The sequence below is a fragment of the Pantoea vagans genome (assembly GCF_004792415.1).
In the GTDB taxonomy this organism is placed as follows: Bacteria; Pseudomonadota; Gammaproteobacteria; order Enterobacterales; family Enterobacteriaceae; genus Pantoea; species Pantoea vagans.
Window position 1 is genome coordinate 510,875 of sequence record NZ_CP038854.1, and the last position, 14,546, is coordinate 525,420.

Here is a 14,546-nt window from a genome sequence, read left to right on the forward strand (position 1 = left end):
AATAACATAAAATGGCTAAATTAAATCTAACCTATATTATGAGAATAACAACGTTGTTTTTGTTTAGCTAAGGTTTAAGTATGCTGATGCAGTGTGCTTCGGCTTGTACTCTGGCTCGCAAAAGGAAACTCTGATGAAAAAACAGAGCATTATCATGCTTTGCGGTTTCGTTATTCTCGCGGTCACCGCAACCACATTAGTCGGCTTACTGACCTGGCTGGTGGTCTCTCATATGGCGGCGTAACCCGATCCAGGCGAAGCGGCCCTGCCGTCTCGTTAAAATAAGATTACGAATATTAAAAATATTTTTATCCCGGTGGCGATAAGCACCAGGCTAATGACGCCTTAACGCTTATTAAACCGCAGTGAAATAGCTGATGTTAAGGCGAATAAAATGATTAAACGCAAGGTTATTCCCGTTTTTCTCTGTTGCTTATTTATGACAGCGTGCGATGAAAGAAAAGAACCGGACGCGCCGCCACCCCGCGTAATAAAAGTTTTTACTCTTGAGCCGGACATTGCGCAGAATATCCGGGTATTTCCTGCACGTATTCAGGCCGGAGATAATACTGACCTGGCTTTCAAAAGGGCGGGCCAGCTGGTACAGCTGGATATACGTGACGGAACGCCCGTGAAAGCGGGGCAAATTCTCGCCACCCTGAACGACGCGGATGCGAAACTGCGGGTACGCGATCGTCAGACGGCGCTGCAGCTGGCGGAGCGGCAATTTCAGCGCTTTAACACGCTGGCCCAGCGCAGCGCCGTTTCAAAATCGGAAATGGATGTGCAGCGAGCTAACCGCGATGCCGCCGCTACCGCACTGAAAATCGCGCAGGAAGAGTTGCAGTTTCTGACCCTGCGCGCGCCGTTTGATGGCGTGATTGCCAGAGTGCAGGCGCGTAATCATCAGGTGGTGGCCACAGGACAGCCGATTGCGCTGCTGACCCGGGCCGATTTGCTCGACGTTATCTTCACGCTGCCGGAAACCCTCTTCACCAGCCTGGACATCCAGAATATTCACTATCAGCCGGAGGTGCAGTTGAACGCCCTGCCCGGTCGCTTTTTCACCGCGCAATACAAAGAGCACACCAGCCAGACCGACGCTGCCACGCTGACGTACCAGGTGGTGCTGACCATGCCGCGTCCCGCTGATCTGCCTGGCGTTGCCGGTCTCAGCGGCTCGGTGCGCGTTAAGCTGCATAATCTGCCGAATGCCCCTGCGCAGCCACGGCTGGTGGTGCCATCGGCTGCGGTGTTCAATCCCGACCGCAGCCCGACTAACCAGCCGCACGTCTGGCTGGTTGAGCAGGATGGCGAGGCGCTGCGCATTAAAGATCGTCCCGTCGAAGTGGGTCGTCTCACCGCACAGGGTATTGAAATCGTCAGCGGGCTGCAGCCGGGCGACCGCATTGTTGCTGCCGGTGTGGGTGAGCTGCGTGACGGTGAAGCGGTGCGCATCTGGCAGCGTGAGCGGGGGTTATAATGCGTATTCAGGAGCACTTTCTTGATAAACCCATTCGCATCTGGATGGTTATTCTGCTGCTGGGCGTGGGCGGCATTTATGCCCTGCTGAACATTGGCCGCCTTGAGGATCCGCTGTTTACCATCAAATCGGCGGTGATTGTCACCCACTATCCTGGTGCGTCAGCCCAGCAGGTCGAAGAAGAGGTGACTCTGCCGCTGGAGAATGCGCTGCAACGCCTGCCCTCACTGGACAATGTCACCTCCATTTCAGGCAATGGCCTGTCGCAGATTACCGTCAATATCCATACCCGCTATCTTGCCGATCAGCTGCCGCAAATCTGGGATGAGCTACGCCGTCGCGTCGGCGATGCGGCCCGGCAGTTTCCGCCAGGCGTGCAGGCTCCGCTGGTTAACGACGACTTCGGCGATGTTTATGGCTATTTCTTCGTTATACACGGCAAAGACTTTACGAACAGCGAACTGCGTAACTATGCCGATCAGCTGCGGCGCGATCTGGTGCTGGTGCCCGGCGTGGCGAAGGTCGCGGTAGCGGGCGTTGAGCAGGAGGAGGTCCGCATTGCCCTTTCTGCCAGCAAAATGACCGCCTATGGCATGACGCCGCAGCGCGTCGCCGATCTGCTGAACCGGAATAACAGCGTTGCCAGTGCCGGCACGCTGCGGGTCGACAGCGAATCAATCCGTTTTCACCCTACCGGCGAGCTAAAGACACTCGACGACCTGGCGAATCTGCCCATTCTGCCTGCGGGCAGTCCGCAGAACGTGCATCTGCGCGATATCGCCACCCTGACACGTGGCGTGACCGATAATCCTGCCAATATCTACTTTGCCGATGGTGAAGCGGCACTGGCAATCGGCATTTCATTTGCGCCTGGCGTCAACGTGATTGATGTCGGCGACGCGCTCTCCGCCCGGATAACACACTATCAGCAGGATACCCCCGCCGGGATCAGCCTGAAGGTGTTCTACAACCAGGCACATGAAGTGAAACAGTCTGTTGATGGCTTTATCCTCAACTTCCTGATGGCGCTGGCGATTGTGGTGGGAACGCTGCTGCTGTTTATGGGCCTGCGCAGCGGCATGGTGATTGCCGCGTCACTGGCACTTAACGTGCTCGGCACGCTTCTGATCATGTACCTGTTTAAACTGGAACTGCAGCGGGTGTCGCTGGGCGCGCTGATTATTTCGCTCAGCATGCTGGTGGATAATGCCATCGTGGTAGTTGAAGGGGTGAAGATCGACCACCAGCGCGGACATCCTTTACAGCAGGCGATTTCCCGCATGGTACGCCGCACTGCCCTGCCCCTGCTGGGTGCCACGGTGATCGCGATACTCGCCTTTGCACCGATTGGCCTGTCGCAGGACTCAACCGGCGAATATTGTAAATCGCTGTTCCAGGTGCTGCTGATTTCCCTGATGCTGAGCTGGGTAACCGCGCTGACGCTGACCCCGGTATTTATCAACTGGAGCGAGAAACGTCGTGGTGCAGCGAAGCCCGCAAAAACTGACATCTCCGATCCTTATCAGGGCATCGTTTTCCGGCTCTATCGTCAGACGCTGAGCGGCCTTTTGCGTTTTCGCTTGATCACGCTGACGGCGATGGTCGCACTGCTGGCACTGTCGCTGTATGGCTTTACCCTGGTGAAGCAGAACTTTTTCCCCTCATCCAGCACGCCGGTCTTTTTTACCGATCTCTGGCTGCCCTATGGCACCGATATCCACTACACCGCAGATACCGCAGCGGAAATTGCCCGGTTTATTAATCAGGATCCGGACGTCGCGGCGACGGTCACCACCGTGGGCCAGGGCGCACTACGCTTTACCCTGACCTATGACGCGGCGCGCCAGTACAGCAACTTCGCGCAGATTATGGTGCGGGTCAAGGATGGCCGACAGCTGGATGCGCTGGCGCTGAAAACTGAGAATTATATTCAGCAAAACTTCCCGCAGGTGAATCAGCGCATCAAACGTATTCAGTTTGGCAGCGCCAGTGACAGCGCGATTGCCCTGCGGGTAACCGGCCCGGATCCGGAAGTGCTGCGTCACATCGGCAGCCAGCTGGATGCGATTTTTCTGGCGGATGGCTCGACGTTCCCGGTACGCAACGACTGGCAGGAGCGCAGTAAAGTGATCCGCCCGGTTTATTCCGCACTGCGTGGTCAGGAGCTGGGCATCGATAAACGCGACATCGATCAGGCGCTGAGAATGAATTTCAGCGGCGATGCCGTAGGCATTTTCCGGGACGGATCGCGGCTGATGCCGGTGATGCTCTACCCGGCTGATGAAGAGCGGCAGAGTGTTGATCACATCGAAAACATTCAGCTCTGGAGCGCAGCCCTGCAGCACTTTGTGCCGCTGAGCAATGTGATTTCTGACTTCCGGCTGGAGTGGGAGAATCCGCTCATTATGCGTCGTGACCGTACGCGCGTGCTGACGGTGCAGACCGACCCCGATCCCGCCTCAGGATTAACCTCCGCGCAGGTGGTGGCACGGGTTCAGCCGCAGATCGATCAGCTTAAACTCCCGGCGGGCTACCGGCTTGAGTGGGGTGGCGAGCTGGAGAGCTCACGTGAAGCACAAAGCGGATTGCTGAGTTCGCTGCCGGCGGGCTTCCTGGCCATGTTCATCATTACCGTGCTGATGTTCAACTCGCTGCGTGACGCCGTCGCAATCTGGATCACCGTGCCGCTGGCGATGATTGGTGTCACCTGTGGCTTTTTGATCACCGGTATTCCGTTTGGCTTTATGGCGCTGATTGGACTGCTCAGCCTGTCAGGGATGTTGCTCCGTAACGGGATCGTGCTGATTGAGGAGATCCGACTGTTCCGGCAGGAGAAGCCGTTGCAGCTGGCGATTATTGATGCGGCGACATCACGTCTTCGCCCTATCCTGCTGACGGCCTTTACTACCGTACTGGGCCTGCTGCCGCTGCTGCGCGACGTCTTTTTTCAGAGCATGGCGGTGGTGATTATTTTTGGTCTGGGATTCGCGACGGTGCTGACACTGCTGGTGCTGCCGGTGATCTATCGCTGCTTCCACGGACGGGAGGCGCACGGTGAATAAGACCGGGCTGGCAATGCTGAAGACGCTGGCCTGTATCACCGCCGTGTCGTTTTTCACGCTGTATCAGAGTTACGACAGCTACCATTACGACGTTAATCTGACGCTGAATGTGCTGAGTTTTATCTCGACCATTGCCACACCGCTCTATTTTCTGCTTAGCGGCTATCTCGACGCGGGCGAGCTGCACACGCCCGCGTGGCAGCTCGGCAAAATTCGCCGCATTCTGCTGATTTTTATCTTCTGGTTCAGCTTTTTCTGGTTTGCCGGGATGCACCACAGAGGCTACCTGATCCAGCCGTGGTTTGTGATTGCACTGATTGTCATTTACGTCTCCCATCCGCTAATCGACTGGCTGATTCAGCGGCCTGGCGTAATGGCAGCAGGGATTTTGCTGTTGCTGGTGCTGGCCTTTGCTTATGACCTGCTCGCCAGCCTCTATCCGGGCCAGCGGGCTTTTTCGCTGCTGCCAGAATACCGAATCTGGACATGGGTACTTTATTACCTCACTGGCCGGCTGATGGCTGCACCACGTGTGATGCAGTTACTGACATCACCCAGAGTGATAAAGATAAGCCTGCTGCTGCTGCCCGCGGTGTATCTCTTTACGTGGCTGTATGAGCGCTATTACTTTATTGCGCGCTTTCTGGCGACCCACAACGACGTAGTGCTGACGGGTTCACAGGTTTATCTGCTGGTGGTGCTGATCGTGATCAGCATTAACGCTATCCGGCTGCCGGATAAAGCCCAATGGCTGACCACATTTCTGACCACCCTCGGCAAAACCATGACCGGCGTTTATATCCTGCATTACCTGATTTTTGGTGTGCTGGCGGCCGCTATCCGCATTCAGACCCTGGGCGACAAGCTGCTGGTCATCGCCCTGACGCTGATCTTCTCAATGGCGCTGTCACTGCTGCTGTTGCGCATCCCCGGCGTCAGTAAGCTGATCAGTCTGTAATCGCCGCGCGGCATGCTCCGTTGCTGCACGGCGCGTGGCAATGAACTCAGCCATTTTCGCCCGCGCCTGCGCCACCTCCTCGGGCGGCGCGGTCTGCGGCGAGCCGCAGGAAAACGGCGGTTCGGGGTCATATTCCATCTGCAGCTGAACGGCTCTGGCGACGACGTCCCCGGCGATTTCCGCCACCAGCGTCAGCGCAAAATCAATGCCGGAAGTGACGCCCGCGCCGCTGATACGGTTGCGGTCACGCACCACCCGCTGATTCACCGGCTCCGCGCCCAGTAAAGCCAGTTGGTCGATGGAGCTCCAGTGTGAGGTCGCACGGTACCCTTTCAGCAATCCGGCAGCGCCCAGCACCAGCGAACCGGTACAGACCGACGTGACCCATTGCGCCTGTTCAGCCTGCCGTCGCAGAAAATTTAGCGTTTCCTCATCCGACATCAGGGCAATCTGTCCTGGCCCACCCGGTACGCAGATCACATCCAGTAACGGGCAATCGTCAAAGGTAGCAGTTGGTAATATCGACAGGCCGCGATCGGAGCGCACCGGCTGACAATCTTTCCAGATCAGATGGCACGCCACGCCGGGCGTGCGTGCAAACACCTCCCACGGGCCGGTTAAATCGAGCTGGGTAACATCGGGGAAAAGTAACAGACCAATCTGTAGCGGACGATTCATGCGTGAACTCCGGCGGGTGATGAGTGACCATCATGCCGTGATGCCCGGTCTGATAGCAATTATGATTGCCGGAGACGCTTTACAGCCTCTCCGGAAGAGAGAGCAGTGGATTGCCTCAGGCCACGCCGAGAAAACGCAACAGCGCGGTCATCGCTGCCGCCCCCAGAATAATGACAATCAGTGGTGCCCGACGCCATGCCAGTAACAGAGCAAAACCCACGCCTGCCACTCGTGCCACACCGGCAAAATGCTGGCCTTCAAACAGCGTGGTGGTCGCCGCCACCGCCAGCAGTAGAACCGTGGCAGCGTCGGAGAGCATCTGCTGAGTACGCTCGCTAATCGGAAGACGGTTTCCCAGCCTGACGCCGGCAAAGCGCATCAGATACGTTCCGGCGGCCAGCATGGCAATCCCGGCGATGATCATTCCCTGATGCGTCATTTGCGCGATCTCCATGTCAGCAGGCCCAGCAGCGAGAACAGCACCGGCATGCCCGCCGGAACCAGCGGCGTCGCCAGCAATGAGAGCAGCGCGCCGACGGTGGCAGGGATCCGGGTCCGCCGCTGGCGCAGCGCCGGGAAGATCAGGGCAATCAGGATCGCCGGAAACACCGCATCCAGTCCAATCACCGAGACATCGGGAATAAACTGGCCAACCGCCGCCCCAACCATAACGCTCACCGGCCAGATTAAGCCGATACCGATGCCGCACAGCCAGTAGGCGCTGCGACGCTGGGCCAGCTGTGGTTGTGAGATACCAAACACCACGCTTTCATCATTCATGATGTGACAACCAAACCAGCCCCGGGGCCCCTTTCCAACCAGATCTTTGACCGCAATGCCAAAAGGCAGATGACGCGCATTCACCAGCAGGCCCGCGGCGGCCGCGGTAAAGGGACTGCCGCCACCAGCCACGATGCCGATAAACAGAAACTCAGACGCGCCTGCCAGCACCAGCGTTGACAGCGCCAGCGGCACCCAGAGCGGAAACCCGTCGGCGGAGGCCAGCGAGCCATAGGATAAACCGACAATTCCATCAGCCAGGCAGACCAGAAAAATCGCTTTGATCACCCCTCTGTCCAGCAACTGCATTTGCGGAAAAAGCATCACTCTGTCTCATAATGAACGTATAATCCGATATAATGAACACCTCAACATCGTTTTACAAGACGAACAAAACGTTCGGTATAAAAAACTTTTCGTTTATCAGGAGTGCGTTTGAATACCCCTATCAGCATCATTGCCAATGCCTTAGTGCGTGAACGTCAGCGAGCTGGCCTGTCACTGGCTGAAGTCGCGCGCCGCGCCGGTATCGCCAAATCAACGCTCTCACAGCTGGAGGCGGGTAACGGCAATCCGGGCATTGAGACGCTGTGGTCACTGTGCGTGACGCTGAATATTCCGTTTTCACGGCTGCTGGAGCCGGATGCGCGTCGTCTGCAGGTGATCCGCCGTGGAGAAGGTCTGACAGTAACTGCGGATCTGGCAGACTATCAGGCGGTTCTGCTGGCATCCTGCCCGCCCGGGGTCCGGCGTGATATCTATCTGCTGGAGGTTCAGCCTGGCAGTGAGCGCATTTCACAGCCCCATATTCCCAATACGATTGAGCATATTATTATTGCTAAAGGCCGGGCGCTGGTGGGTCCGGTAGACAGCGCGGTGGAGCTGGATGTGGGTGATTACATTACCTATCCGGGCGACGAGCTGCATATCTTTCGGGCGCTGGAAGCCGATACGCTGGCGCTGCTGGTGATAGAGCACAGCTAGTTACCGCTCAGCAAGCTTCTGCCGGGTTTCTGCGGGTGTGAGGTGCGTAATCAGCTGCACCTCACTGCTCAATCTGATTGCCGGATAGTGCTCGCGCATCCCCTCCAGCAGCACCGCATCCGGCCATTCGTGCTCTTTCCCCAGCTTCGCAGCGACCTCGTTTAAGCGCAGTGTATCGATCCGCGTCACCCAGACGATCACCCTGTCGGCTTCATCCTGCTGATTGACCAGCCTCAGCGGGCCGGTGGCGATATCGCCCTCCTGCCAGCGTATCGTGGAGGTTTTCTCGCCGCGTCTGACAACGGGCATCAGACGGGGAACCAGTGTAAGTTGCTGCATTTCCTCTCCTTTCTTCAAATCCACTTTGAGAACTGCCACAAAACCAGAAATCCGGATTGAAAACAGTGTTATTAATGTTATGTTATAACATAATTATTTAACCTCATCTGACAGGTAACAGTATGACACTCTCTTCTCTGATATCCGGCGATCCACGTCTGCCGGTTGCCGTCCTCTCCGGTTTTCTGGGTGCCGGTAAAACCACGCTGCTCAATCATATTCTGAATAACCGCGAAGGACGACGGATTGCAGTCATCGTCAATGACATGTCTGAAATCAACATTGACGCGGCCCTGGTGCGCAACGGCGACGCACAATTGTCACGCACTGATGAAAAGCTGGTCGAGATGAGTAACGGCTGCATCTGCTGCACGCTGCGTGAAGATCTGCTGCTGGAGGTGAAACGTCTGGCGCAGGCTGGTCGCTTCGACCACCTGGTCATTGAATCGACCGGCATTTCTGAACCCCTGCCGGTGGCTGAAACCTTTACGTTTGAAGACGAAGCGGGTGAAAGCCTTTCAGCCTATGCCCGGCTGGATAGCATGATTACCGTGGTGGATGGCTTTAACTTCCTGCGCGATTACCGGTCAGTCGATGATCTTCAGTCTCGCGGCGAGTCGCTGGGCGAGCAGGATGAACGATCGGTGGTTGATCTGCTGGTGGATCAGATTGAGTTCTGTGATTTGCTGGTGCTGAACAAAACGGATCTGCTCAGCCCGGCGGAACTGCATCAGCTGCAGGGCATGCTGCGTGCGCTCAACCCACACGCTCGTATGGTGAACAGCGAATTCGGGCAGGTTCCGCTGGACTGTCTGCTGAATACCGGCCGGTTCGATTTTGACCGGGCCGCGCAGGCCCCTGGCTGGCTGCAGACCCTGCGCGGCGAGCATCAGCCGGAATCGGAGGAGTATGGCATCCGCAGCGTTGTCTATCGCGCACGTCGTCCTTTCCATCCTCAGCGTTTCTGGGAGGTTGTAAACCACCAGCTCGACGGCGTGATTCGCTCAAAAGGTTACTTCTGGCTGGCCACCCGGCCTGAATTTGCGGCAATGTGGTCGCAGGCGGGCGCAGTGGCTCGCCAGGGTTACGCCGGGCGCTGGTGGGTCAGCGTGCCGCGTGACAACTGGCCACAGGATGCAGATTCGCTCAATTTCATCGCTGAGCAGTGGCAGGAAGGCACCGGCGATGCGCGTCAGGAGCTGGTGTTTATCGGCATAGATATGGATGAGCAGCACATTATTGCCGCACTCGATCACGCACTGCTGACGCCTCATGAGATGGCTGCAGGGCCGGAGCACTGGGTTACACTGGACGATCCGGTGCCTGCCTGGTTTGATGAGATGACCGCCTGACGTAACGGTTGACCGCACACTGTCGCTCCGCAATAGTAAAACGTCCCGGCGGGTGGCCATCACCCGCTGATTTCTGTTCAGGAGAAGCCGGATATGCCACAACGTATCGCTGTTATCGGTGCAGGCGTGCTGGGTTTAGCCGTCGCGCAGTCATTGTCCCGCCGGGGCGCACAGGTCACTGTGTTCGACAAAAGCTTGCCTGGCAGTGGCACCAGCCAGATTAGTTACGCCTGGGTCAATGCCAACGGCAAAGAACCCGGCCACTATCATGAACTCAACGCCCAGGCGATAAATGAGCACAAGCGATGGCAGGCGAGCCACCGTGCATGGCCCCGCTGGCTGCTTGAAACCGGCTCGCTGGAGTGGGCAGCCGATGAATCATCCCTGCGCCAGCTAACGCAGCGCGCAGCAAAGCTTGCTACGCTTGATTACCCCGTTGAGAAGCGTAGCCGCGCTGCGTTACTGGGCGCCCTGCCCGGACTGCGGCTCGATCCCCGCATTCAGCACGCGTGGTTTTTCCCTTCGGAGTGCCTGCTTTATCCCAGTCTGTTCATCGCTTCTCTGCTTGCCGACCTGCGTGCCAGTGGCGGTCAGCTGGTCTGCAACAATGAGGTCACCACGCTGACTGAATCAGGTCGGGATGTGCATCTGACGCTGGCCAGTGGTGATGAGTGGCGCGGGGATCAGCTGGTGCTGGCAACCGGTCGCTGGGCACCTGAGCTGATCAGCCAGTGTGGACTTGAACTGGCGATGACCGATGCGAACCGCGCAGACCCTGTTTCATGCAGTTTTCTGGCGCAGACACAGCCTTTGCCGATCCCGCTTAACTGCAATCTTATTACCCCGGAACTGAATGTGCGGCCGGATGGCGGAGGACGCCTGATGCTGCAGGCACTGGATCTTGACCAAAATGCCGATCCGTCACGCCCCGCTTCTCCGGAGGGGCAGACTGGTAAAGAGATGCTGCGTCGGTTGCGTCGACTGTTTAACCATGCGGAAGGGGCGAGAATTGAGCGGATTGAAACAGGACAGCGATCGCGTCCGGCAGATGGATTGCCCGCACTGGGCTATATCAGTGACTCAGCACGCGTTTATCTGATGGTCAGCCATAGTGGCATGACCCTTGCCCCGTTACTGGGCAGACTGGTGGCTGAGGAGATGCTGAGCGGTACACCTTCACCGATGCTGAGTAGGTTTACCCCGCATCGGTTGCTGCGTCCGCTCAGTGAGGTCGTTAAAACCGCGCCTGCCTATCTTCCGGCAGCGCAGTAAAAACTAGCGGCGGTTCTTCCAAACGGTTTGCACGTTACAGAATTCGTGAACACCAAAATGTGACAGCTCACGACCATAGCCGCTTTTCTTCACGCCGCCGATGGTCACCCGCGGATCGGAAGCACCGTTGCCATTTATAAATACGGCCCCGACTTCCAGCTGCAGCGCCAGCCGATCGGCAGTTTCTTCGTTACCGCTCCAGATGGTAGCACTGAGGCCAAATTCGCTGTCGTTGGCGATCTCCAGCGCATGCTGCGGATCCCGCGCGACGGCAATAGCCGCGACCGGACCAAACAGCTCCTGCTTAAACGCGGTCATGGTGCTGGTAACATCAGCGAGAATGGTTGGTGCATAGTAGTTACCCTGCCCTGCCACTTTCTCACCACCCAGCACCAGCCGTGCACCTTCACTAAGAGTCGCTTTTACCTGTCCGTCGAGTTCGTCGCGCAGATCGGCGCGTGCCATCGGACCCAGGAAGGTGCTTTCATCCAGCGGATCGCCCATTTTCAGTGCCTGTACCGCTGCAGTGAAGCGCTTCTCAAACTCTTCCGCAATAGGCGCTTCGATAATAAAGCGTTTAGCCGCCATGCAGACCTGCCCTGTATTCTGGAAACGTCCGATTACGGCTGATTTCACTGCTTCATCAAGATCGGCATCGGCCAGCACGATAAAGGGATCGGATCCACCCAGCACCAGCACCGTTTTCTTGAGCGCTGCACCTGCCTGTGCTGCGATTGCTGCACCCGCCCGCACGCTGCCGGTTACCGCAACGGCGGCAATGCGGTCATCTTTAATCGCGACTGAGACACCGTCGTTGTCGACGTTGATCAAGTTAAAGCCACCTGCTGGCAGATCGGTTGCTGTGAACAGCTCAGCCATCAGTGTGGCGCTTCCCATGACGTTAGGGGCGTGTTTCAGCAAATAGGTGTTACCTGCCAGCAACATGCTGACTGCGCCCCGCAGAACCTGCCACAGGGGGAAATTCCATGGCATGACAGCCAGGATCACTCCGACAGGACGGAATCGCTGCCAGGCATCGGCAATCTGAGTGGGCTGATCGGCCAGCATCGCCGGGCCATGTTCTGCATACCAGTCGCACAAATTTGCACATTTCAGTACTTCAGCGCGAGCCTGTGCAATGGGCTTACCCATCTCCAGCGTAATCATGCGCGAAAGATCCTGCTCTCTCAGACGGATCTGTTCGCCGAGTTGACGCAATACGCGTACCCGGTCACTCATACTGCTGCGCTGCCATGCTGCAAAAGCAGAAGCGCTTTCTGCCAGCGTCTTTTCCAGTTCGGTGCTGTTCTGCAGAGGATAGCGTGCCAGAATTTCGCCTGTTGCAGGGTTACGTGATAGGGCATGTTCAGTCATGGTGCTGTTTTCCTCATTCGTTCAGTGATAGAGAAACGATACGCCCTGTAGTTAATGATGAAAAATGAATAATAGTGAGGAAGTTGTTTATCAATTGAGAACGTCTGAATTGCAAAAGCGGTATACAGGAAGCGTGAGGGATTTCGGAGATGATGCTGCGATTACGCCACCTGTCAGTACGTCTGAAACTAATGCCTGATAAGCAGTTATCCACTTATACAGTGACCCGATCCTAAAAAACGATCCTTAATAGATCATAGAGAGATCCTAAGAGATCCCCGATCGTCGCAGGCCGCACCCCGCAAGGGCTCAAAGGGTGATCACGTTCACTATAATCAGTAAAGTGTTCACTGTAATCAGTACTTTATTCACTGTACCAGGTAGAATGTTCACTGTAAACAGTGCTAATGTTCACTGTAGTCAGAAAACGATCCCTTTCATCCACAGAATGAAGATCCTACGCCATGGCAGATAAAGACAACGAAAACAAAGCGTTACTTGAACCTTTTCTGTCAGTGACAAAAAACAGTGGTGAAGTTATTCAGCTTCATCCCAACAAGAATAATACCGTTCAGCCGGTGGCGCTGATGCGTCTTGGACTGTTCGTGCCGACGCTGAAATCAACCGCACGGGGTAAATCCGGTGCGATGGCATCAACGGATGCGACGAAAGAGCTGAAGAATCTGACGCTGGTAAAGGCGGAAGGCTACGAAAAGATTACCATTACCGGCGCTCGGCTGGATATGGATAACGATTTCAAAACCTGGGCAGGTATTATTCAGTCCTTTTCGCGTTATCCGACCAAAGGCGATACCGTCACACTGCCGTTTATCGATTTTGTGAAGATGTGCGGCATTCCCTCTGCTAACTCGTCTGCCGCACTGCGTAAGCGTCTTGATGCCTCTCTGCGCCGCATTGCAACTAACACGCTCTCTTTTGAAGGTAACGGCAAGGCGTATCATACCCACCTTGTCCAGTCAGCCTATTACGACCGCGAAAAAGATATTGTGCGGATTCAGGCGGATCCCAAACTGTTTGAACTCTACAACTTCGATCACAAGGTACTGCTGCAGCTTCGTGCAATATCCCGCCTTAAGCGTAAAGAGTCTGCACAGGCGCTCTATACCTTCCTTGAGAGTCTGCCGACCAATCCGGCACCGATATCGCTGGCACGCCTGCGTATGCGCCTTAATCTCGGCTCTAAGACCACTACGCAGAACCATGTGGTGCGGCGTGCAATGGAGCAACTGAAGGAGATTGGTTATCTGGATTATTCAGAAGTGAAGCGTGGCCGCTCAGTCTTTTTCATTATCCATAGTCGCACACCTAAGCTTGATGGCATCGGTAATCTGGAGAGCATCGATTCGCTGGACGAGATCGAGTTTGAGGATTAACTCCTGACGTTCACTGTAATCAGCATTTCTGCGTGGCAGTGTCACTTTTGCCGTTGAAAGTGATATTGCGCCCTTCCTCTCACATTCACTGTAATCAGTACTCCACCTCTGTTCACTGCAATCAGTAACGTTCACTGTAATCAGTAGACGGGGCATGTTTTAGAATCATGCTCTCCTCCCCTCTTTTTCTGTCGTGCTATGCCATAAGGCTTATGAAGTAAGTATGTGCTTACTTACTAACTTGTTAGCCCCTTCCAGGATCGGCTTTACTGATTACAGTGAATGTTCTGATTCAGGCAGGACAGCGCCTTTTTCTGCTGATTCCCGTTGAGCACTTTACTGATTACAGTGAATGACTGCCTTCACGTTCAACACGGCCGGCGTGCGTCCTGTATTGAGGCGCTTTAACTTATCAGTATTGCCAGCGTGACACTGTTACTGATTACAGTGAATGTTTGCCGACTGGCATCGTCAGAGCTCCGGCGTACTGCGGATTCCCCTGTCGGTTACTGATTACAGTGAACGTTGTAGCGCGGAGCTGTCTTCACCGCGGTAATCCTCAGGAATGCTGCTTTGCTGATTACAGTGAATGCTTTGCTGAATACAGTGAATGATAGCTGAAATTTGACGCAACGCTTTGCCGCTTTACTGTTTATAGTGAACATTCGCGGGAAAGTTGTGGTGACATAACTCATGATCAGGCGTTGATGTCTGCTGGCCTGAGCATTGCCATAATCGAAGTGATATCTGCGTATCGTAACCTCACTGTCTACTATTCTCATCGAACTGCACTGATGTTTCTGCTGATTACAGTGAATGTCTGGTCAGCAAGGCTCTTCTTTTACTGACTACAGTGAATGTTCGATATCC

12 protein-coding genes are annotated in these 14,546 nt (G+C 55.7%); 7 read left to right on the top strand and 5 right to left on the bottom strand.

What is annotated here, in order from left to right; genetic code table 11:
• Positions 1-394: 394 nt before the first annotated feature.
• From EGO56_RS21270 to EGO56_RS21280, 3 genes are read left to right on the top strand one after another with little or no spacing between them, the layout of a single operon-like run.
• A complete protein-coding gene (locus EGO56_RS21270; RefSeq protein WP_135910991.1) occupies positions 395-1,483 on the top strand; it encodes an efflux RND transporter periplasmic adaptor subunit in 1,089 nt (362 codons plus the stop codon).
• Entirely contained in the window at positions 1,483-4,545 is a 3,063-nt protein-coding gene (locus tag EGO56_RS21275; protein WP_135910992.1) for an efflux RND transporter permease subunit, read from the top strand. Before EGO56_RS21270 ends, EGO56_RS21275 begins: the two co-directional genes overlap by 1 nt.
• Positions 4,538-5,503, top strand: coding sequence for an acyltransferase family protein (locus EGO56_RS21280; RefSeq protein ID WP_135910993.1), 966 nt, complete (start codon positions 4,538-4,540; stop codon positions 5,501-5,503). Before EGO56_RS21275 ends, EGO56_RS21280 begins: the two co-directional genes overlap by 8 nt.
• Here EGO56_RS21280 and EGO56_RS21285 read toward each other — a convergent pair.
• From EGO56_RS21285 to EGO56_RS21295, 3 genes are all read right to left on the bottom strand, one after another.
• Complete coding sequence (locus EGO56_RS21285; RefSeq protein WP_135910994.1) at positions 5,453-6,181, bottom strand: DJ-1/PfpI family protein; 729 nt, start codon at positions 6,179-6,181, stop codon at positions 5,453-5,455. The two genes, EGO56_RS21280 and EGO56_RS21285, sit on opposite strands and share 51 nt — an antisense overlap.
• 115 nt (positions 6,182-6,296) lie before the next feature.
• The gene (locus EGO56_RS21290; RefSeq protein ID WP_033784885.1) at positions 6,297-6,620 is read right to left on the bottom strand and encodes an AzlD domain-containing protein; all 324 of its coding nucleotides are present in this window, start codon (positions 6,618-6,620) and stop codon (positions 6,297-6,299) included.
• Entirely contained in the window at positions 6,617-7,285 is a 669-nt protein-coding gene (locus tag EGO56_RS21295; RefSeq protein WP_185948889.1) for an AzlC family ABC transporter permease, read from the bottom strand. The genes EGO56_RS21290 and EGO56_RS21295 overlap by 4 nt, the downstream gene beginning before the upstream one ends.
• Before the next feature lie 111 nt (positions 7,286-7,396).
• Between EGO56_RS21295 and EGO56_RS21300 the strand changes: the two genes are divergently transcribed.
• Positions 7,397-7,945: a helix-turn-helix domain-containing protein gene (locus tag EGO56_RS21300; protein ID WP_135910995.1), complete on the top strand. Its 549-nt coding sequence runs from the start codon at positions 7,397-7,399 to the stop codon at positions 7,943-7,945.
• Here the strand turns inward: EGO56_RS21300 and EGO56_RS21305 are convergent, their stop codons facing one another.
• Positions 7,946-8,284 carry an ASCH domain-containing protein gene (locus EGO56_RS21305; RefSeq protein ID WP_095707962.1) on the bottom strand — a complete coding sequence of 113 codons (339 nt, stop codon included), beginning with the start codon at positions 8,282-8,284 and terminating at the stop codon, positions 7,946-7,948.
• 122 nt (positions 8,285-8,406) lie between these two features.
• Between EGO56_RS21305 and zigA the strand changes: the two genes are divergently transcribed.
• Positions 8,407-9,636, top strand: a complete 1,230-nt coding sequence (zigA, locus tag EGO56_RS21310; RefSeq protein ID WP_061060624.1) for a zinc metallochaperone GTPase ZigA — start codon at positions 8,407-8,409, stop codon at positions 9,634-9,636.
• A gap of 93 nt (positions 9,637-9,729) precedes the next feature.
• Positions 9,730-10,908: an NAD(P)/FAD-dependent oxidoreductase gene (locus EGO56_RS21315; RefSeq protein WP_135910996.1), complete on the top strand. Its 1,179-nt coding sequence runs from the start codon at positions 9,730-9,732 to the stop codon at positions 10,906-10,908.
• A gap of 3 nt (positions 10,909-10,911) precedes the next feature.
• On the opposite strand, the gene EGO56_RS21320 is transcribed toward EGO56_RS21315, so the two are convergent.
• On the bottom strand, positions 10,912-12,282 hold the full coding sequence (locus EGO56_RS21320) for an aldehyde dehydrogenase family protein (RefSeq protein ID WP_135910997.1): 1,371 nt from the start codon (positions 12,280-12,282) through the stop codon (positions 10,912-10,914).
• A gap of 464 nt (positions 12,283-12,746) precedes the next feature.
• On the opposite strand from EGO56_RS21320, the gene EGO56_RS21325 reads away from it, so the two are divergent.
• Positions 12,747-13,676: a RepB family plasmid replication initiator protein gene (locus tag EGO56_RS21325; RefSeq protein WP_003855845.1), complete on the top strand. Its 930-nt coding sequence runs from the start codon at positions 12,747-12,749 to the stop codon at positions 13,674-13,676.
• The last annotated feature ends 870 nt before the right edge of the window (positions 13,677-14,546 follow it).